General features: G+C 69.9%; 12 protein-coding genes. 5 read left to right on the forward strand and 7 right to left on the reverse strand.

Features of this window, described 5'->3' with window-relative positions:
• Both G3I40_RS46480 and G3I40_RS18110 read right to left on the reverse strand, forming a co-directional pair.
• Nucleotides 1-4,272 (reverse strand): AMP-binding protein (locus tag G3I40_RS46480; protein WP_203644323.1); only part of this gene is annotated, 4,272 nt, incomplete at its 3' end.
• A 32-nt stretch (nt 4,273-4,304) separates the two neighbouring features.
• Entirely contained in the window at nt 4,305-5,498 is a 1,194-nt protein-coding gene (locus G3I40_RS18110; protein WP_164303180.1) for a cytochrome P450, read from the reverse strand.
• A 390-nt stretch (nt 5,499-5,888) separates the two neighbouring features.
• Here G3I40_RS18110 and G3I40_RS18115 point away from each other — a divergent pair, with 390 nt between their 5' ends.
• On the forward strand, nt 5,889-7,106 hold the full coding sequence (locus G3I40_RS18115) for an acyltransferase (protein ID WP_164303181.1): 1,218 nt from the start codon (nt 5,889-5,891) through the stop codon (nt 7,104-7,106).
• Between the two features lie 55 nt (nt 7,107-7,161).
• Nucleotides 7,162-8,349, forward strand: a complete 1,188-nt coding sequence (locus G3I40_RS18120; protein WP_164303182.1) for a cytochrome P450 — start codon at nt 7,162-7,164, stop codon at nt 8,347-8,349.
• Between the two features lie 95 nt (nt 8,350-8,444).
• Here G3I40_RS18120 and G3I40_RS18125 read toward each other — a convergent pair whose 3' ends face one another.
• The 5 genes from G3I40_RS18125 to G3I40_RS18145 all read right to left on the reverse strand — a co-directional run bounded on the left by G3I40_RS18125 (nt 8,445) and on the right by G3I40_RS18145 (nt 12,840).
• Nucleotides 8,445-9,008: an NAD(P)H-dependent oxidoreductase gene (locus tag G3I40_RS18125; protein ID WP_164303183.1), complete on the reverse strand. Its 564-nt coding sequence runs from the start codon at nt 9,006-9,008 to the stop codon at nt 8,445-8,447.
• A 131-nt stretch (nt 9,009-9,139) separates the two neighbouring features.
• On the reverse strand, nt 9,140-10,147 hold the full coding sequence (locus tag G3I40_RS18130) for a Gfo/Idh/MocA family oxidoreductase (RefSeq protein WP_164303184.1): 1,008 nt from the start codon (nt 10,145-10,147) through the stop codon (nt 9,140-9,142).
• Nucleotides 10,144-11,130, reverse strand: a complete 987-nt coding sequence (locus G3I40_RS18135) for a Gfo/Idh/MocA family oxidoreductase (RefSeq protein ID WP_164303185.1) — start codon at nt 11,128-11,130, stop codon at nt 10,144-10,146. Before G3I40_RS18135 ends, G3I40_RS18130 begins: the two co-directional genes overlap by 4 nt.
• Before the next feature lie 154 nt (nt 11,131-11,284).
• The gene (locus G3I40_RS46485) at nt 11,285-11,917 is read right to left on the reverse strand and encodes a hypothetical protein (protein WP_203644325.1); all 633 of its coding nucleotides are present in this window, start codon (nt 11,915-11,917) and stop codon (nt 11,285-11,287) included.
• Nucleotides 11,914-12,840 carry a ParA family protein gene (locus tag G3I40_RS18145; RefSeq protein ID WP_164303186.1) on the reverse strand — a complete coding sequence of 309 codons (927 nt, stop codon included), beginning with the start codon at nt 12,838-12,840 and terminating at the stop codon, nt 11,914-11,916. The genes G3I40_RS46485 and G3I40_RS18145 overlap by 4 nt, the downstream gene beginning before the upstream one ends.
• 4,249 nt (nt 12,841-17,089) lie before the next feature.
• On the opposite strand from G3I40_RS18145, the gene G3I40_RS18150 reads away from it, so the two are divergent.
• The 3 genes from G3I40_RS18150 to G3I40_RS18160 are packed head-to-tail and all read left to right on the forward strand — an operon-like array spanning nt 17,090 to nt 20,123.
• On the forward strand, nt 17,090-18,205 hold the full coding sequence (locus tag G3I40_RS18150) for a bifunctional DNA primase/polymerase (RefSeq protein WP_164303187.1): 1,116 nt from the start codon (nt 17,090-17,092) through the stop codon (nt 18,203-18,205).
• Nucleotides 18,202-19,725, forward strand: a complete 1,524-nt coding sequence (locus tag G3I40_RS18155) for a phage/plasmid primase, P4 family (RefSeq protein WP_343244950.1) — start codon at nt 18,202-18,204, stop codon at nt 19,723-19,725. The genes G3I40_RS18150 and G3I40_RS18155 overlap by 4 nt, the downstream gene beginning before the upstream one ends.
• Nucleotides 19,722-20,123 carry a DUF6009 family protein gene (locus G3I40_RS18160; protein WP_164303188.1) on the forward strand — a complete coding sequence of 134 codons (402 nt, stop codon included), beginning with the start codon at nt 19,722-19,724 and terminating at the stop codon, nt 20,121-20,123. Before G3I40_RS18155 ends, G3I40_RS18160 begins: the two co-directional genes overlap by 4 nt.
• Nucleotides 20,124-20,133: the final 10 nt, after the last annotated feature.

Genomic DNA, 20,133 nt, shown 5'->3' on the forward strand with positions numbered 1-20,133 from the left:
GAGCAGCGCCTGCGCCTCGATCGGGTCGCCCAGCGCCGTGCCCGTCCCGTGGGCCTCCACGACGTCGACGTCCGCCGGTCCGAGGCCCGCACTGGCCAGTGCCCGCCGGATCACCCGCTGCTGCGAGGGACCGCTCGGCGCCGTCAGGCCGTTGGAGGCACCGTCCTGGTTGACCGCGCTGCCGCGCAGCACCGCGAGCACCTTGTGGCCGCGCTCCCGGGCCACCGACAGCCGCTCCAGGACGACCACGCCGACGCCCTCGGCCCAGCCGGTGCCGTCGGCCGCCGCGGCGAACGCCTTGCAGCGGCCGTCGGCGGACAGCGCCCGCTGCCGGGAGAACTCCACGAAGTTGTCGGGCGTCGCCATCACCGTCGCGCCGCCGGCCAGCGCCATCGAGCACTCGCCCTGCCGCAGCGCCTGCGCCGCCAAGTGCATGGCGACCAGCGAGGAGGAGCACGCCGTGTCCACCGAGACCGCCGGGCCCTCGAAGCCGAGGACGTACGAGACGCGGCCCGAGGCCACGCTCGACGCGAGGCCCGTGCTCGCGAAGCCCTCCGTCTCCGGCGTGACCGCACCCGTGCCGTATCCGTGGCCGAACAGCCCGGAGAACACGCCGACGTCGACGCCCTTCAGCGAGAGCGGATCGATGCCGGCGCTCTCCAGCGCCTCCCAGGAGGATTCGAGGAGCAGCCGCTGCTGCGGATCCATCGCGAGCGCCTCGCGCGGCGAGATCCCGAAGAGCTCCGCGTCGAAAAGACCGGCTCCCTCCAGGAAGCCGCCCTGGTGCGCGTACGAGGTGCCGGGGCGGTCCGGGTCCGGGTCGAACAGGCGGTCGAGATCCCAGCCCCGGTCGTCGGGGAAGTCCGTGACGGCGTCGACGCCGTCACGGACCAGGCGCCACAGGTCCTCGGGGCCGGCCACTCCCCCGGGCAGCCGACAGGCCATGCCGACGACGGCGAGTGGTTCGTCGGAGACCGTCGCCGGGTCGGCGTGGCCTGTCGTGACCGGCTCGGTGTCCGGCGCGGAGCCGGGATCCCGGAGGAGTTCGGTGCGCAGGAAGGCTGCCAGGGCGGCAGGGGTGGGGTGGTCGAAGGCGGCGGTGGTGGGCAGCCGCAGTCCGGTCCGTTCGGTCAGCCGGTTGCGCAGCGCGACGATGGTCAGCGAGGTGAAGCCCAGGTCGCGGAAGGCACGGTCGGCCGGGACCTGTTCGGGCCCCGCCTGGCTCAGCACGTCGGCGGCCAGGGTGCGGATCAGGTCCTCGACGAGGCCCAGTTGTGCGCGCTCCTCCAGTGCGGACAGCCGTTCCCGCAGGTCTGCCGCGACGGCCTCGTCGGGCTCTCCGCGGCGCGCGGGGACCTCCACCATGTCGCGGAACAGTGCGGGGACCTGGGCGTCGGGTGCCGGCGCCCACGTGCCCGGCGTCGTCGCCAGCAGCGACGGGAGGTCCGCGGTCAGGGCCACGTCGAACGCGGCGAGCAGTTCCTGGCCGGGCCGGCCGGCGGTGTCCTCGCCCGTGGCGTGGTCGTCGGCGCCCGGCCGTCCGCCCCAGGCGAGGGACGAGCCCGGCAGGTTCCGCCGCCGACGGTCGCGTACCACCGCGTCGCAGAGGATCCCGTCGACGGCCGCGGCCGGGCCGTGGTGGGAGCCCAGCAGTGCGGCGGCGTGGGACGACACCACGACGAAGGCGTCCGGGTCGTGCCCGGCGGTCAAGTGGTCGAGTCGCAGAGCGAGTCCGGGGTCGTCGGCGGCGTGCACCACTGTGGTCACCGGGTCGCGCAGGTCGTCCAGGGCGGCCCGCAGGCGCTCCGGGTGCGCCCCGTCGGCGGTGACCCGGACGACGCTCGTCCCGGCGAAGGCCAGGGCGTCGCCGGGGGTGCTGCCCGCGGCGCCGGGAGCGCTGACGAGCAGCAGGGACGTGGCTTTGTGGACGGTGGCGACGCGGTGTGCCAGGGCGGCGCCGTGCGCGGTGTCCGCGCCGGTGACCAGCACGGTGCCGGGGATGCCGGTGGCTCCCGGAGCGCGGTGCGGTTCCGGTCGGTCGGCCACGGGCAGACGGGTCAGCCGGGGAACCAGCAGGGTCTGCGCACGCACGGCGATCTGCGGCTCGTCGGAGGCGAGCGCGGCCGACAGGGTCTCCGCGGACAGGTCCGCGTCGGTGTCCGGTACGTCGAGGATGGTCAGCGCCGTGGGCCGGGCGGCCCGGGCCTGGAGGGTGCGCGCGACGCCCCAGAGCGAGACCTCGGCGAGGCGCCGCACATCGCCCCGCACATCGCCCCGTACGTCGTCCCGTACTTCGTCCCGCTCGTCGTCCCGTACGGCGTCTCGTTCGTCGACCGGGGCGCCGCCTCTGGTGAGGACCACCAGCCTGGACGCCGCCAGTTCCGGCCGGGCCAGCCAGGCCGCCAGCTCCTCGGCCGACGCCAGGGCCGCGGCGCGCGCCACGGCGACCGCGTCCAGCCCGTGGCCGCCACCGGAGCCGGCCGACGGCGCCAGGACCGTCACGTCCGGAACCGGCTCGCCGTCGGCCACTGCCGCGCGTACGGCGGCGAGATCCGCGTAAGGACGCACCTCACCGCCCAGCGCTTCCAGCCCGGCGGCGAGGCCCCCGCCGACAGGTCCGACCAAGGCCCAACTCCGCACTCCACGAACGGACTTGGCGGCCAGGGATGCCGGTTTCCACTCGACGCGCAGCAGGGTGTCGTGGTGGCCGCCCGCCGCGTACCGCAGGCGGCCTGGCTGTTCGGCCAGGAGCCGCCGCTTGGTCTTGCCCGACGCGGTCCGGGGAATGCTCGTGACCTCGTGGATCCGTTCCGGCACCTTGTGGGCGGAGAGCCGCTCGCGGCACCGGTCGACCAGGGCGAGCGGGTCGAATCCGCCGGGGCCGGGGACCACGTACGCGACCGGGACCTCGCCGAGCGTCTCGTGCGGGGCTCCGGCGACCGCGGCGTCCGCGACCCCCTCGACGGTGCGCAGCACCGCCTCGACCTCCTCGGGGTGGATGTTCTCGCCGCCCCGGATGACGAGTTCCTTGATCCGGCCGCAGATGGTGAAGTAGCCGGCGTCGTCGCACCGGGCCAGGTCCCCGGTCCGGAACCAGCCGTCCCGCATCGCTTCGGCGGTCGCCTCGGGGCTGTTGTGGTAGCCGACCATGACGTTCGGTCCGCTGACCCAGACCTCCCCCTCCTCCCCCGCCGGGACGTCGGCTCCGGTGGCGGGGTCGACGATGCGGACCCCGACGCCGGGTACGGGCAGGCCGCAGGACCCGTCGACCCGGGCACCGTCGGGCGGGTTGATGGTGATGGCGCCGCAGGTCTCGGTACTGCCGTAGGCGTCGACCAGCGGGACCCCGAAGGTCTCCTCGACGTCGCGGTGCAGGCCGGAGCCGGTGACCGCGCCGCCGACCAGGCCGACGCGCAGGCTCGGCGCGGCGAAGCCGCTGTGCCGGGCGGCCGTCACGAGGTGGTGGTAGGTGGTGGGCACACCCGCCAGGAACGTCGAGTCGTCCTCGCCGAGCACCCGCATGACGTCCTCGGCCGAACTGCCGTCCATGAGACGGGCGGTGGCACCGGTGACGGTGACGGACAGCACGCACGCGATGTGCGAGAGGCTGTGGAACAGCGGCAGCGGCCACAGCACCCGGTCCTGCTCCGTGAGACCGGGCACCGGTACGTAGCAGGAGGCGACGGACCACAGGCAGTTGCGCTGTGTCGACAGGACGCCCTTGGGCAGGCCGGTCGTTCCCGAGGTGTAGAACATCCAGGCCACGTCGTCCAGGCCGAGATCGTCCCTGGCGGGCACGGGCGGCTCGCAGTCGGCGAGTGCGTCGTACGAGTGGGCTCCCGCCCCCGCGCGAAGACCTGCCGGTACGTCACCGGTCACGAGGAGCACGGTCCCGGGCGCCACACCGGGCGCGCCCCGCAGGCGCTCCGCGCGGGCGGCGTCGGTGACGACCAGCGCGGAGCCGCTGTCGGCGAGGAGGTACTCCAGCTCGGCCGTGGCCGAGGCGGGGTTGAGCGGCACTCCGATGCCGCCCGCGCGCACGATCGCCAGGTAACTCTCCACGGTGGCCACGGTGTTGCCGAGGCAGATGGCCACGCGGTCGCCGCGCTCGACGCCGAGGTGTGCCAGGTGCCCGGCCAGCCGGCGCGTCCGTGCCTCCAGGTCCCGGTAGGTGACCGCGCGCCGGTCGTCCGCGAAAGCGACCTTGTCGGGGAAGCGGGCCGCGTTCTCCAGGAGTGCGACAGGAAGTGGCTTGACGAGATCGGTGCGCACAGTGCCGCAGTTCCTTTCGGAGAAAAGGGAGTTCACCAGGAGACGGGCAGGCTCTTCACCGCGAAGACGGATCCCTTGAGCCGCAGCGGCACCTCTTCGAAGCCGATGGCGAGACGGAGGTCGGGAAACGCGTTCAGGAGGGCGGAGAAACCGGCCCGCAGTTCGACGCGGGCCAGGTTCTGGCCCAGGCACTGGTGAATGCCGAAGCCGAACGCCACGTGGCCCGAGGGCTCGCGGCCGATGTCCAGGTCGGCGGGGCAGGCGAACTTCGCCGGGTCGCGGTTGGCCGCGGGCAGCGACACCGTGACGCTGTCGCCCTTCTCGACGGTCTCGCCGTTCAGTTCGATGTCTTCGAGGGCGGTGCGGTACGTGTCGTACTGGTTGACGGTGAGGTAGCGCAGGAGCTCCTCGACGGCGGCGTCGAGTCGCGACGGTTCCGCGCGCAGTGCCGCCAGCTGGCCGGTGTGGTGCAGGAGGGCGAACACGCCGACGGCGAGGGCGCTCTCGGTGGTCTCGTAGCCCGCGAAGAGCAGCAGCGTGATCATGTTGCAGAGCTCTTCGTCGGTGAGTTCGCCACCGGCGATGAGGCGGCTGATCAGGTCGTCCTCGGGCTCCTTGCGCCGGCGCTGGATGACCTCGCCGAAGAAGGCGACGGCCTCTCCCATGGCGGCCGCGACCTCCTGCGGGTCGCCGTCGGAGTCGTGCAGCAGCGTCGGTGCGTGGCCGTAGCGGTCGACTTCGGCGTACGGCAGGCCGACGAACTCGGACAGGATGCGCAGGGACAGCGGCTTGGCGAAGTCCTTCACCAGGTCGACGGGCGAGCCGTGTGCGCGCATGACGGCTATCTGCTCGGCGGCCACGGCCTCCGCGCGCGGTATCAGCTGGTGGGCGCGGCGGGCGGTGAACTCACCGGTGAGAAGACGCCGGTAGCGGGTGTGGTCGGGCGGGTCCATGTGAATGAACATCCCGGGAATGCGCGGGTGGTTGGGCATCACCTGTCCGCGGTGCGTCACCGGGAAGTGACCGATCTCGGTGCTGTGGCTGAACCGCGGGTCGCTGAGGACCTTGCGCGCCAACTCGTAACTGGACACGATCCAGCCGACGTGTCCGTCGGGGTACGTCATCCTCGCGAGCGGACGTTCCTTGCGCAGTACGTCGAATATCGCGGGAGGGTCGAACTGATGGGTACGTGCCCACGGTTCCTCGAAGGATATTGCGTCGCTCATGAATTCCTTCCCCACAAAATTCTGCACGCCCGATATTCACTTCGCATCGCGGTGGAACCGTGGAACGGACGAATACTCAGGAATTCGAGAGCAGATGATGATGTCCAAAGACGCTGTCTTTTCCGGTATCCCTGCGCCAGATTAGACGAGCCCCGAGGGCGTGCCATCCCCAACTCTGGTAGCGGACCGCTTCCTTGAGCCGATCCCGAGGGGTGGCGCCGGGGTCGTGCACGGGTCCGGCAATTTCGCCGCGGTGGCCTGAATTCCGATCCAGATCCGCTTTACATGTCGTCCAGCGGCTCGTCGATCCGCGCTCATCCCGCTTTCGAGCGGGCGGCGCGGTAATGGAGCCCACGGGACGGCGGCTCCGACCGGAAGGTAGTCATGCTCATGGCAGAAACGACCGTCGCGCCTCCACGCGGGAGCGCACCACGACACCGGGCCTCACTGCCCTCGCTCACCGGCCTCAGGTTCCTGGCGGCGCTGCTGGTGTTCCTCACCCACAGCACCGTGCTCGCCAACCCCCTGCAGCCGACGGCGCCGGTCGGCTTCTTCGCCGATCACGACATCGCCGGGCCGCTGGCCGACCTCGCCGGGAAGGCGGGGGCCATCGGGGTGTCGTTCTTCTTCGTGCTCAGCGGCTTCGTCCTGACGTGGTCGGCAACGCCCGGCGACCGGGCCACGGCCTTCTGGCGCCGGCGCGGGCTGAAGATCTACCCCAACCACGTCGTGACCTGGGCCCTGGCCATGCTGCTCTTCGCCTCCGCCACGCCCGTCCACGCCTGGCTGTCGAACCTCTTCCTGGTGCACGGGTTCAGCAACCGGATCGAGAACCTCCAGAGCGTCAACTGGCCGGCCTGGTCGCTCTGTGCCGAGCTGCTCTTCTACGCGCTGTTCCCCCTGCTCGTCCTCGCGGTGCGGCGGATCCCGGAGACCCGGCTGTGGCTGTGGGCCGCGGGGACGGCCGGCGGCGTGGTGGCCGTGGCGGCGCTGACGCCGCTCGTGCCCGGCGGCGCCGACACCGGGCACGGGCTGACCCTCAACCAGTACTGGTTCAGCTACATGTTCCCGCCGCCGCGGCTCTTCGAGTTCGCCCTCGGCATGGTCCTGGCCCGCATCGTCGCCGCGGGCCGCTGGCCACGCATCGGCCTGCTGCCCGCCGCGGCCCTGTTCGCCGGCGGGTACTGGCTCGCGAACGTCGCCCCTCCCCCGTACTACTTCAGCGCCACCACGATCGTCCCGGTCGCCCTGGTCATCGGCGCCGCGGCCGCGTCGGACCTGCGCGGCGACGACGGCTGGCTCGGCAGCCGGCCCATGGTGTGGCTAGGCAACGTCTCCTTCGCCTTCTACATGGTCCAGGTCCTGGTGGTCTTCTACGCCCGCCGCGAACTGCTCGGGGCGCACACCTACGGCGTCGCCGCCGCCCTCGGCCTGTACGCCGCCCTGTTCCTGGCGAACCTGCTCGCCGCCTGGCTGCTCCACAGCCTGGTGGAACGGCCCGTGGTGCGCCGCTGGGGCCGCGGCAGGCCGCGACCCGCACCCGAGGCCCCGCTGCCGCCGCCACGCACCGCACCGCGCGAGCCGGTGCCCAGCGGCGAACCCGGCTGAGGACGCCCGTCATCTCCGCCGCACTCCCCCACACCCGAAGCAGAGCGAGGTTCCCGTGACGCAGGACGTGGCATTCCCCCAGGACCGCACCTGTCCCTATCAGCCGCCCCCGGGCTACGAACCGCTGCGCGAGGCACGCCCGTTGACGCGCGTGACGCTGTTCGACGGCCGCCGTGTGTGGGCGGTCACCGGACACGCGGTGGCCCGTCAGCTGCTCGCCGACCCGCGCCTGTCCAGCGACCGTACGCACGAGGACTTCCCGTCGCCCACGGCGCGCGGCGCGACCGTCCGCGGCCAGCGCCTTCCCCTCGTGGGCGTCGACGACCCGGAGCACAACGCCCAGCGCCGCAAGCTCATCCCCAGCTTCTCGGCCAAGCGAATCGCCGAGCTGCGCCCCAGGATCCAGCGGACGGTGGACGAGCTCCTCGACTCCCTGGAGGAACAGGGGCCGCCCGGCGACCTGGTGACCGCCTTCGCCTTCCCGCTGCCCGCCAAGGTCATCTGCGCCCTGCTCGGCGCGCCCTATGCCGACGCCGGCTTCTTCGAGGAGCAGTCCCGGCGGCTCACGCTCGGCACGCGGCCACAGGACGTCGAGCAGGGCCGCAGCGAACTGAACCGCTATTTCCAGCAGTTGATCGACAGCGAGTGGGAGGCGCCCGGGGACGGTCTGATCGGCGATCTGATCCGCGAACAACGCGCGGCCGGCTCCAGCGATCGCCAGGAACTGGTCATGCTGGCCGGCGTCCTGCTCGTCGGCGGCTTCGAGACCACGGCCAACATGATCTCCCTCGGTACGTACACGCTGCTCCGGCACCCGCAGCGGCTCGCGGAACTGCGGGCCGACCGGACGCTGATGCCCGCCGCGGTCGAGGAGCTGCTGCGCTTCACGTCCATCGCGGACATCATGCTGCGCATGGCGACGCAGGACATCGAGATCGCCGGGCACACCCTTCGTGCGGGGGACGGCATCGTCTTCCCGTTGTCCCTGATCAACCGCGACGCGGACGTCTACCCCGAGGCCGACCGGCTCGACTGGCACCGGGCCGCCCGCCACCATGTCGCCTTCGGCTTCGGCGTCCACCAGTGCCTCGGTCAGAACCTGGCCCGGGCCGAGCTGGAGATCGCCCTATGGACCCTGTTCCGGCGGCTGCCGAAGCTGGACTTCGCGGTGCCGCCGCACGAGATCGCCTTCAAGCCGGGAAGCACGATCCAGGGCCTCATCGAACTCCCCCTCACCTGGTAGGAGTTCCTGCCTCGACAGGCGGGCCGCACCCTCGTCGTGAGGGTGCGGCCCGCCTGCCGTGTGCGAGAGCTACGCCCCTGCCGTACGCGGGGCTCTCAGGCCTGGCGTCGCGGCGCGAGCGCCTCGGTCAGCGTGATCACCTCGGTGAGCATCTGCTGCAGCATCCCCTCGTGGCTCGCGGCCGGAGCGAACGTCGTGAACTTCTCGAAGTCCGTCTTGAGCGACAGATTGACCTGGGTGTGCACGGCCGCCAGCTGCACGCCCGCGACGATGTGCCGCAGGTGGTCGACGGCGCGGGAGCCGCTGACGTTGCTGCCGTACCCGACCAGGCCGACGGCCTTGTCGTTCCACTCGTTGTAGACGAAGTCGATGGCGTTCTTCAGGGCGGCCGGGATCGACCGGTTGTACTCGGGCGTGACGATGACGAACCCGTCGAGCTCGGCGATCTTGGCCGCCCAGGCACGGGTGTGCGCGTGCTCGTAGTCGCCCATCCGCGGGGAACGCGGCTCGTCGAACAGCGGGAGGTTGTAGTCGGCGATGTCGACGAGCTCGAAGTCCGCGTCCTCCCGCGTGCGGGCCGTCTTCTCGATCCACTCCGCGATCTGCGGTCCGACACGGCCGGGACGGGTGGTGCCGAGGATGATGCCGATGGTGGTCATGCGTGTCTCCAAGTGCGACAAGGATCATGGGCAAGGTCAACAGGGTGCCGGAGGGCACCCGGGCGTGGGGTGGGAACCGGCCACACAGCGATCCGCCGGGACGGTGCGGTCTGCCGGGACGGTGCGTCCTGCTAGGACAGCGCGTCCTGCGGAACGGCCAACTCCACGGGCTGGCCCGTGCGGACCGAGGTGCGGGCCGCCTCCACGATCCGCAGCGTCCGTACTCCCGCGGCACCGTCCGGGCCCGCGCCACTCCCCCGCCGGACCGCGTCGAGGAACGCGCCGAGCATGACCGCGTACGGGTCCTCGCCGCGCGTCTCCCAGCGTTCCCGGGACGCGGCGGCGTCGAATCCGCCGACCAGCCGCGGGGCGGCGGTGAACTCCACGCTCGCCCGGCCCCCGATGAACGTCATGGTGGGCCCCCCGGTGCCCGGTCCACTGTCCGCGACGCCCCAACTGCAGTCGAGCGAGGCCACGGTGCCGTCCGCGTAGCGCACCGTGAGCAGCGCCGCGCTCTCGATGCCCGGCTCCGTGCCGAGGATGCCGTTCGTCTGGGCGTAGACCTGCTGGGCCGGTGTTCCGCCGAGCACCGCGTCCACCATGTCCAGCAGGAGAGGCGCGTCGGTGTCCAGTACCCCGGCGCCCGTTCCCTGCGGCCGGGCCGGACGCGGCCTGTTGTAGGCCCCGAGAACGGTCGTGAGGCCGCCGACGACCTCGTCCTTGGCGAGCTCTCGGCGTACGGCGGCGAAGGCCGGTCCGTAGCAGACCGGCGAGGCGAGGCTCAGCCGCACACCCGCGTCCTCGCAGGCGCGCACCATGGCCAGGGCGTCCGCTTCGTCGGCTGCGGACGGCTGCTCGCACAGCACGTGCGCACCGGCGGCGGCAGCCCGCTCGACGAGGTCCCGGCGGCCGCCGGTCTCGCTGGTGACGATCACGGCGTCGGGCCGCAGCGCGAACGCCTCGTCCCAGCTGCGGGCGTACGCGGCGCCGAGGCGCCGGGCCGTTTCCCTCCCCCGCGCCGGATCGTCCGGTGAGCCGTCGGGGTCCGCGATGATCAGGTCCACGCCCGGCAGTTCGTGCACCAGCCGGGCGTACGTCGCGGCGCGCTCGTGGGCGAACGACAACACGGCGACCTTCATGCGGCAGCCCCCTTCACGGGCAGTTCGACGGCGCGTCCCGTCCACGCGGACCGTGCCGCGGCCTGGGTGATGCGCACGGCGGCCAGCGCGTCGTGCGAGACCAGGCGCGGCTCGGGTCCGCCTTGCAGCGCCTGGGCGAATTCACGTATCTCGGCGGCGAACGGGGACTCCCCGTAGTAGCCGAACGCCCCGGCGGGGCCGCCGGAGACCTGGATCTCCTGGGGCCACTCGGAGTCGTGGACGATCGTGCCGCCCGTGCCCGAGACGTGGTAGGTGACGCGGATGGGCGGCTGCGGCGTCGGTGTCCACCGGCTGACGACCTGGCTGAGCGCGCCACTGGCGTGCGTGAGCACGGCCGTTCCGACCGCGGCGGTGCCCTGTGGCGCCGGTGCGGCGATCTCCCCCTGGTAGTGGGCGTGTACGCGTACGACGTCTCCGAGGAGCCAGTAGGCGATGTCCACACCGTGCAGCATCTGGTCCGTCAGGATCCCGCCGGACTCCGCGGAGGCGTGGCCGTCCCAGGCTCGCGGGTGGTAGCCGGCCACGGTGAACCGGGCGACCGTGCCCGTGCCCAGTCCCCCGCCGGACGCCAGCTCGTGCAGCCGGGCGTAGGCGGGGGCGAAGCGGATGTCGTGCGCCGGGTAGAGGGGCACGCCGGCCCGGTCCGCCGCATCGACGATCTCCTCGGCCTCGGCGACGTCGGCCGCCAACGGCTTCTCGCACACCACCGCGACGCCCTCGGCGATCGCGGCCAGCGCGATGTCGCGGTGGGTGCCCGTCGGTGAGCAGATGTCCACGGCGTCGGCGCCGTCGAGGGCGTCGGCCAGGGAGTCGACGGCCTTGGCGCCGAACTCTGCGGCCAGGGCCGCGGCGCGGCCGTCCCGGGAGTGGATGCGCACGGCCGCTCCGGCGTCGGTCCACGCCTCCAGGTGCAGCCGTGCTATCAGACCTGCGCCGATCAGTGCTACCTCGAGCTGCCGCATGGCACCCCCAGCCCTTCTTCCTGTCGATCGTCCGCGCAGGCGATCGAGCACCGGAAGAGGCTGCCGACGCCTCACGTCTGAGGTCCGGTCAGTTTCCCCCGCGGGACTGACCGGGACCATCACCAGCGTGAGTAGTCCTCCCCCACCGAGGGAGTCAGGCGTCCCTGCGGCCCGGCAGGTACTGGTCGAGCACGACGGCCAGGAACTTCGTGTGGTCCGGCAGCCCCGCCTCGGCCACGAGCCCGTCGATGACACCGCGCTGCGCCCGCGTCGGCTTGTACTGCAGCTGTACGGGGCCCAGGCCGCGCAGGTCCGTGTTGTCGGGTGCGACGGCGAACAGCTTGGACTGGAACTTGGGCGCCCGGCGCGCGTCCTCGACGACCGCGGGCAGGCCCTTCTCCACGGCCGCTTCCACGGCGAGGAACACGATCTGCGTGTGCGTCAGGTCGCTCTGCTTGCGCAGCTTGCGGAAGCGGTTGGCGACGTTCGTCGAGACGTAGAAGCCGACCGGCTTGGCGGTGTCCGCATCGTTGATGGCCGGCGGCGCCTCGTCGACCAGCTCGCGCGTCGGCGCGGGCACGACGGCCACGGGCGCCACGGGAGCGGGCTGGGCGGGGGCGGGCTGCAGTGGAGCGGCCGCCGGGGCGGAGGCCTGCGGAGTGGCCCAGCCCGCAAGCGCGTTGGACGACGCCGCTCCCCCGCTGAACAGGTTGCCGACACCCTCGTCGGACATGGTCTGCTCGTCGTCCTCGTCTGCGCGGGTCTTCTTGTTCTTCGGCGGTGTCATGCCGCGGCTTCCTTCCTCAGTTCGAGCGCCCTGGCGAACATCTCTTCAGTGAATCCTTCGTAGTCTGCGGCAAGCCCCTCGGCGGTCTCGGGAATCGACCGGTCGCCGTTCGCGCGCCGGTCCGCCAGCTCCTGCACCAGGAGTCCGCGCTTGCGCACGAGTCGTGCCACCGACTCGGTGTGGCCGATCAGGTGCTTGAACATGTGGGCCTCCTCGCCCAGCACCTTCTGCACCTGGCGCCGCACGTCCGCGTGGATGCCCGTGTACGTGCGCCCGGTGTCGAAGAGCAGCACCCCGAGCAGCGCGATGTGCGGATTGATCTGGCTGACGAACTTGACGTACGAGAACTCGAGCCCGATCTGCGCGAGGCCGTCCTCGGCGCCGCCGTCGCTCTTGACGGGGATAACCAGCCAGCGCGCGGCGGAGAGCGCCAGGCGCTGCAGCGACGGGTTCTCCGGCGGGGTGTCGAGAATGATGATCTGGTACCGGTGCGCGATCGGCAGCAGGCACATCAGCAGCCGCAGATAGGCGTGCGGGCCTTCCTTCGCGAGCAGCGTGTGGAAGAAGATCCCGAACTCGTCGCCGAGCGCGGGGCCGCCCATGACGACGTCGAGGTTCTCCCGGACGTTCTCGCGCGGCGTGAGCGGCGCGCCGGTCCGCAGCGATTCGAGCAGCCCCGCTCCCCCGTCGTTCCACTCGGCCCGCTTGTACCCGAGCTCGCGCGCGATGTTGCCCTGCGCGTTGCAGTCGATGATGAGCGTCCGCAGACCGCTGCGCGCCGCCTTGCCCGCGGCGTTCGCGGAGACGGAGGACTTGCCGACGCCGCCCTTGCCGTTGCCGAACATGAAGATGTGCGACAGCGCCGCCCAGGGGATGCCGGGCTGCTGCGCCTGCGCGTCAGGTGCTTCGAAGGGGCTGGCCATGGGTCCTCACTCTGGTTCAGGCCGGGACAGTGGTGTCCTATTTTGAGCTGGTTTGGATGGTCAAAAGTTCGCTCAGAACGATCCTGCGCTCCGCGGGGCTCCAAGAGAGGGTCTGGGTAGGGTCCGAAGGCGCCGATCGAGCCCTGAAACCGCCCCGCACTCCCCTGCCCTGCAGGTCAATCAACCATTTCCGGATGAGTGCCAAGCATGCGGAAACGCGTTCGCGAACGTCGTGACCCATACCGCTCACCACGCATGGATCTCCGTGGCCGTACATGTGGACTGCCCGGCAGAGACATCACCTGACGCCTATACAAGAACAGTCACCTCCAGAGCAGTTGTGTCACAAGGCAATGGGCACATTACCAGGAAGATCACCACCCGCGTCTACCGACACACCGTCATACAGGCAGCCGTGCAGGCAACTATCCGGGCAAGGAACCCTGTCGGCACGCTCCGCTGCGCGCCCGCAGCCCGCCCCGCCTTCATGCCGGTCGACGCATCACCTGACGGGTACGCAGCTGGTGGTACGAGCACCCCGACCCGCCTGCAGGGATCCGGACAGCTTTGTCTGCACACGGATACGCCCGCCACGAACTCGGCTTGCGCACGGGCCTGCTGACCTGTTGCGGTACCTGGTGCGCTGCGGGCAGCCCGGCAAGTCTGCGACCCGACTTCGCCCTTGATCACTACGCCTGCCCAGAAACAAGCGGACAGACGCGCTGACAGCCTGGTCGACACTCCGGCTGCCTGGTCGGCAGGGAGGCCAACACACCCACCCTTGAGCCCACCTATGACGGGACGGACCGACGGTCACACACACGTACCGACCTGTCTCCGTGCCACTCATCAAACTCCACGTCCAATGGCGACCCTGGCTTCTCCTCAGGCCCACACCCAAGCGGACGATCCAACAGCCAGCCAGGCCGGGATGCCTCGCTGCATGCCCGCCTGACCCCTGGTACGACGACACACCACGCGTCTTGCTGCCGTACTGGTGGCCTTGTTCGCCGGGGACCATGCCGAGAGGTGCACGTACACGCAGGGAGCGATTCAGGTCGGTTACCTGGTGCACCCTTCTGCAAGTCAGCTGATCCACGGGCAGGGCTGCATACGGGTAGGGATGCTGACAGACAGACGCGCCGAGTAGCGGACGATGAGGCAGGTGCAGTAGCCAGCCGACTCCGTGATGGGTGATTCGACTACCTGTCAGGCCTCCATGCCCGCCCAGAGTCCCACCCGCGACGTCGCCGACGAATACGCCTGCAAACAGACATTCATGCAGCCCTTGGTAACGGTGCTGAGAAGCGTATGCGTGGCGGCATGCAAGGAGACGTTGCTCTGCACCTGACTGCCTGCCCGACTCGATGCACACAGGAAGGCCGACGCTGGGGCAAGTACTACCGCAGGGATAGAGGTACATGCTCACGCCTCCTTCCTTGGTTGTGCGCAAACTTGCATCGATGTTTGCAGTGAGGTTTGTTTTACCAGCTCAGAGGCCCTTTTTCAGCCCAAGAAGCTGACCGCGAGCATAGTTGATACCGAGTCATTCTGTCGCCCTCTTCAGGTGCTGAGTCTTGACTTCGCCAGCTCCTTTGATCCGGCGCCGAGCCCGACATGAGGGGCGATTCCCACGCCTCAGTGTCCGTGTGCAGCGGCTGTTCTGACGTGAGGGACCTGCGCAGCGCCCCATCGCCAAAGTCGTAGTCCGCCACTGCTGCTCTTCCGCGCCCCGGCTTCGACTACAGCGCTTCAAGAGCAGGTCTGACCGTTCGGCACCTCTTGCCACCTCAACCGCGGTATCAGGATGTCTCTCTGCTGCGAAGACGCTCCCGGGAACTGACAAAGCACCGATCCAAGCCCCCGACCATGGTCAACCGGACAGGACCTTTCGTCACACGCGACCCGGCGGCGCTTCTCAGTAGGTGCGCACCCGGAATCCAAGAACTGCCGCGAGTCCGACAGCAACGACGGATTCCTGTCGACATACGAGCGACTGGCACGGAGGTACAGCACTGGTGTCTGAAGGAGGTAGGCCGGGGGAGTGGCGAGCGTCATCCACGCTCACTCCCGTCTTCGGACTGCAGCACATCCCCACCTCGTGAAGCACCACTGTGCCGCTCCGGACGGGACCATTTCCACGCACGGCAGCACAACTGGCAGGGATCTGACCGGCGTCCGGGGGAGTCCAGCAGGCAGGGGACTCGACCACGTAATCCACACCGTGACGCCGCCCGCCAATCTGCTACGACACGAGCGCGATCGCTGTGCAGCGCAGCAGTGTCGACAGCACCGGACAGCGACGGGCCCAGTCCGTAGAGGCGGTAGTGACGAGCGAGGAATCCCCCGTAATCACCTGACTGTGAAGCAGACACCGGTGATCGACGCGTGGACGGCGACGGGGCCCATACGCCCCCTCTCCCATCCTCGACCGTGACCAGCGGAGGGGACTTCCCCCCCCTTCTGAGATCGAAGCGTCGCCAAGCCTTCGGACCGCAGCGTGAGTGAGGAGCAGGAGCCACGGTAGTGGATCACTGGGCCAGTTCCTGGTGACGCACTTCGCCCGCGCCAGCCGTGAGGGAGGGGAGACGGTGCACCTCGCTGGCCGGCCGTCCGGTACATCCCGCGGCGCTGTCCGTCCTGCTGGTTCCGCACACGTACGCGATCGGATCTTCTTCCTCTGGGGCGCGCTCAACAATTCTCGGCAGCGGGCAGCACGGTGGAGGTTGTCGTCGGCACGGCAGGTTGATGCGGCAGAACTCCAGCGGTCCTCACCTGCGTCCCTCTGCCGACGCACCAGACCTTCACCACGCAATGCACCTGGACGTCGCGCGAACGGTCAAGCCCCCGGCCCGGCTCAGCTATCGAGGACCGGCCTGTAGGGAGCACCTCGCTGTCGAACAGTGCCACCGCACCTGAATCCTCTTCCCAGAACGCATCCAACGGCCTTGCCCGCGAAGCCTCGATCCGGTCCGTCGAGGAGCTGGAGCAAGGGGGCCACATCGGGGAGGGATCGACCGCAGGCGACGGAGGCCCTCGGGACCGTACGAGCGACTACAGCCTCAAAGGGCCATCTGAACCCGGCTTTCGCCGAGTCCAGCGAAAGCTCTCGATCGCGCTGAGAGAATTCATTGAAAGTTGCAGTACATCGAGGTGGCCTGACGGGCTGGCCCCGGGGGAGTACCGGGAACGCGCCATTCGCTCCCTACGCGGCTCGGCGCGGGGCAAGTTGGGGGAGAGGAGCGAGAGGAGGGAGAAGGGCCACAGGCGCCTCTCTGCCCTCTCCAAAGACGTGACACCCTCCTCGTCCGCCAAGGCACTTCCTCTGGCGCCGCACAAGCGCCCTCAGCGGCCTCAGGGGACGGCTTCTGAATTGACTGGCCGTACAGCGGGAGTCAGGGCGGCTAGGGGCACTGAACGCGGGGAACGGACCAGTAGCTTGCGTGGCGGCGGGACCTGATCCTGCCGCCACGCAAGAGGACAGGCTTCGGAGTGGGCCTGGCGGGACCGCAGAATGAAGAAGGACGAGAAGTACTCACTCGCTCCTGCTGCACACGAGGTTGGTGGCCCACCTCCCTTCCCCTCCCTCCTCCAGGTGGCAGGGCATGGGCCAAGAGCGTGGGCCAAGGGGGAGCGGACACCGGCTTGTCCCTCCCAGAAGTTCCGTTCAGCAGGCTCCGGTGACAGCGACTCAGGACAAAAAGACAGCCTGCGAAGAGCAGGGGCGGGGCTGAGGACAGGTCCATAGCTACCGGACGGTCGCTTCAGTCGCTTGAGTAGCTCCGCTTGAGTCGCTGCGCCGAGGCTTCAGTCGCTGTCCCCAGTCGCTCCTCCGAGCACAGCGACTGAAAGCCAGCTACTGAGCGCTGCTTCGGTCGCTGTTCAGTAGCTGCAAGAAAGCGCAGGTCAGGCGGCCCATCAAGGATTATCAGCGACTGAAGCGACTCAACTGCCCTATATATGAAGCCATCTAGGTTTCTCGTGTGCGTCATAGATAGAGACCTTCAGTCGCTTCAGTCGCTGTTTTGGTCTGCGCAAGCCTCTGACCAGCAGTTTTCTCAGGCCAGTTTTCAGCGACCGAAGGGGCCTTCAGTCGCTGCCCGTTTCCCCTCAGTCGCTGGCTGTGCATCAGGCCCCGTTTGTCGACACGGCCAACACAGCTCTTTGGCCGTGCATCCCAGACCCGCCCGCCACCTTCGCTAGGCTGTGTCTGTCGTTGAGTCGCTTCGGTCGCTTACAGGAGAAGTACATGCCCTCTGAGCTGCGTTTTCCCCGCAGCGACTCGCGACGTCCTGCTCTCGACCTCCCCGTCGCTGCCTCCCCGTTGGCCACAGCCCTGTGGTGTGCCCGCCGGGGCTGGCCCGTGCACCCGTTGTCTCCTGGCCGCAAGACGCCGGCCAGGAACTGCGACCACTGCCGCAACACCTCGCACACACCGGCCGATTGCCCCTGTCTGCCCGCCGGTCGCTGGTGCCACGGCTTCCACGCCGCCACCCTCGATCAGCGCCGCATCCAGCAATGGTGGGCGGCCCAGCCCGACTTCGGCGTGGGAGTGGCCTGCGGCCCCGCAGGCCTTGTCGTCGTCGACGTAGACGCCCACAGTGCGCAGCCTCCCGGCCGCCACCGGATCCTCCCTGGCATCCCCATCGCCGACCACATCGACCTCACCGGCCTCGCAACGGGCTATCACTCGCTGGCGGTCCTGGCCGCACTGCGCGACCAGCCCAGCCCCGCCGAGGACGCCTCCACGCTGCGCGTACGCACCCCCTCGGGCGGACTGCACGTCTGGTACCGGGCGGAGGACTACCGGCGTTGGCAGTGCTCCACCGGGTCCGGCCAGGGTCGCGCCCTCGCCTGGCAGGTCGACATCAGGGCTCACGGCGGCTACATCATCGCTCCCGGCACCACGACCGCCGCGGGCACCTACACCGCCATCGGCGAGGTCCGGGAACCGGCAGCGCTGCCCCAGTGGCTGGCCCAGGAGCTCGAGCGCACCGGGCACCTGCCCGCGCCCAACATCCCTGCCCCGCGCCCCGTCCCGCCCCGTGCCCAGCAGGCCGTCGTGGCCGCCGGGGGAGGGCGTTCCCGTACCGGGCAGACCCTCGCCGCCATCCTGGCGCCGGTCGAGGAGTGCGGCCGCGTGGCCGAAGGCGCGGGCTTCTCCGACGCACTCAATCGGGCCGCTTTCACCATCGGCGGCCTGATCGCTGCCGACAGGCTGCCCCGCGAGTCCGCCGAGGAGGCGTTGCGCGCGGCCGCCTCAGCCGCGCGCCCGGGACAGGAGCGCCGTGCGGAACAAATCATCGTCAGTGGACTGACTGCAGGACTCAAGCGGCCCCTCTACGCCGACGGAGGCTGCCCGTGACGTCCCCCACCCCGGGCAACGAGACACTCTTCGACTTCGACCCCGCCGCCGTGGCCGCCCAGATCCGTGGCGCCGGTGCCGTCCCGCTCCCCGCCCAGGCCGACGCCTCGTCATCGGACGCGCCGGCGACGGCGAACGGGCTGCTGCCGGACACCCTCACCGACCGCGGCAACGCCAAGCTCTTCGTGAAGCTCTACTCGAACGACTACCGGCACGTCCCCGGCATCGGCTGGTACCGCTGGGACACCACACGCTGGCAGATCGACGAGGACGACACGGTGCTGTGGGCAGCCGGTGACCTCGCCGAGAACATCGCCCCCCACGACACGAGAGGCCTGTTCACCACGACAGCCCTCCAACAGCACCGTCGGCGCGCCCTGTCGACCACGGGCATCAACGCGATGCTGACGCAGGCGAAGTCGGCTCCGGGGATGGTGCTCAACGCGGCGCGCCTGGACGCGGACCCCTACGCCCTGTGCACCCCCCAAGGCATCGTCGACCTGCGCACCAGCCTCATCAAGACCCCCGACCCCAACAAGGACTTCCACTCCCGCTCCACCACCGTCGGCCCCCAGCACGTCAACACCCCGCGCTGGAACCGCTTCCTGGCCGACACGTTCGGTGATGATGCCGAGGGCCGGGAGATGGTCGATTTCCTGCAGCTGCTGCTCGGCTACTCGGTCACCGGTGACGTGGGTGGTCAGGTCCTGCCGTTCCTGTTCGGCTCCGGCAAGAACGGCAAGTCCGTCCTCCTGGACGTCCTGATGAAACTCCTCGGCGACTACGCCGACGCCGCCCCACCCGGATTCCTCATGGCCCGCCCCTACGAAGGACACCCCACCGACCTCGCGGAACTGCACGGCCGCCGCGTCATCGTGTGCAGCGAGGTCAAGCACGGCGACAAGTTCGACGAGGCCCGCGTCAAACTCCTCACCGGCGGCGACCGGATCAAGGCGCGTCGGATGCGGCAGGACTTCTTCAGTTTTCAGCCGACCCACAAACTCTGGCTCCTGGGCAACCACCGCCCCGAAGTCGGCACCGGAGGCTTCGCCTTCTGGCGCCGCATGCGACTCATCCCCTTCGAACGCGTCGTCTCCGACGAACGAAAAATCGACAACCTCGCAGACATCCTCGTCACGGAAGAAGGTTCTGGGATCCTGGGGTGGCTCATCGACGGCGCCCGCCGTTACCTGGGGGGAGAGCGGGATCTCATCGGCCCCGAGCGTGTGCGGATCGCCACCACCGCGTACGCCGAGACCGAGGACCACACCGGACGCTTCTTCGAGGAGTGCTGCACCTTGGCCCCGGACCATCGCGCCGAGCAGACAGGTCTCTACGCCGCCTACAAGTCGTGGTGCCACAATGAGGGCGCGCCCCCCATGTCCTCACGCGCTTTCGCGGCACGAGCCCGTGAACTGGCAGGGCTCGCTTCGCCCAAGGAGATGATCCTGTCCAACCAGCGCAAGTACTACCCGGGTATCGGCCTGCTCACCGACGAGGAAAGGGAAGCAAGGGCATGAGCTCCCTGATCACCGAGGATGAGATCAACCACGAGGCCGAACTCGTCTGGTTGGAAGACATCACCGACCTCGACTACGTACGCCAGAGCCTCGACCGGCTCCCGACCCGCCGCGGGAAACCCGCCTACCACCGCGACGGACGCATGGTCGGCTACGCGGTCCTCGGCCCCAAGGCCAAGGCGTCCCGCTCGTCCGGCACCTTCCGCCGCCGCGTCTTCTGGCTGCTGCCCCACGACCGCGACAGCGCCCCCGGCGGGCTGTACGCCACCGGTGCGCCGGCCGAGGCCGTGGATCCGCGCACACTCGCCGCGCGGGTCAAGGGCTACAAGACGGAACGGTCCGAAGGCGGACCGCCGTCGACGGCCATGCAGGAACTGAACATAACGCTGCCGTCGTAGACCCGAGCCG

The sequence above is a fragment of the Streptomyces sp. SID14478 genome (assembly GCF_010548525.1).
Lineage (GTDB): Bacteria > Actinomycetota > Actinomycetes > Streptomycetales > Streptomycetaceae > Streptomyces.

Bases quoted from the DNA above. Each gene is read 5' to 3' on its own strand.
- G3I40_RS18110 (WP_164303180.1), bottom strand. From the start codon at position 5,498: ATGAGCGACGCAATATCCTTCGAGGAACCGTGGGCACGTACCCATCAG.
- G3I40_RS18115 (WP_164303181.1), top strand. From the start codon at position 5,889: ATGGCAGAAACGACCGTCGCGCCTCCACGCGGGAGCGCACCACGACAC.
- G3I40_RS18125 (WP_164303183.1), bottom strand. From the start codon at position 9,008: ATGACCACCATCGGCATCATCCTCGGCACCACCCGTCCCGGCCGTGTC.
- G3I40_RS18130 (WP_164303184.1), bottom strand. From the start codon at position 10,147: ATGAAGGTCGCCGTGTTGTCGTTCGCCCACGAGCGCGCCGCGACGTAC.
- G3I40_RS18135 (WP_164303185.1), bottom strand. From the start codon at position 11,130: ATGCGGCAGCTCGAGGTAGCACTGATCGGCGCAGGTCTGATAGCACGG.
- G3I40_RS46485 (WP_203644325.1), bottom strand. From the start codon at position 11,917: ATGACACCGCCGAAGAACAAGAAGACCCGCGCAGACGAGGACGACGAG.
- G3I40_RS18145 (WP_164303186.1), bottom strand. From the start codon at position 12,840: ATGGCCAGCCCCTTCGAAGCACCTGACGCGCAGGCGCAGCAGCCCGGC.
- G3I40_RS18150 (WP_164303187.1), top strand. From the start codon at position 17,090: ATGCCCTCTGAGCTGCGTTTTCCCCGCAGCGACTCGCGACGTCCTGCT.
- G3I40_RS18160 (WP_164303188.1), top strand. From the start codon at position 19,722: ATGAGCTCCCTGATCACCGAGGATGAGATCAACCACGAGGCCGAACTC.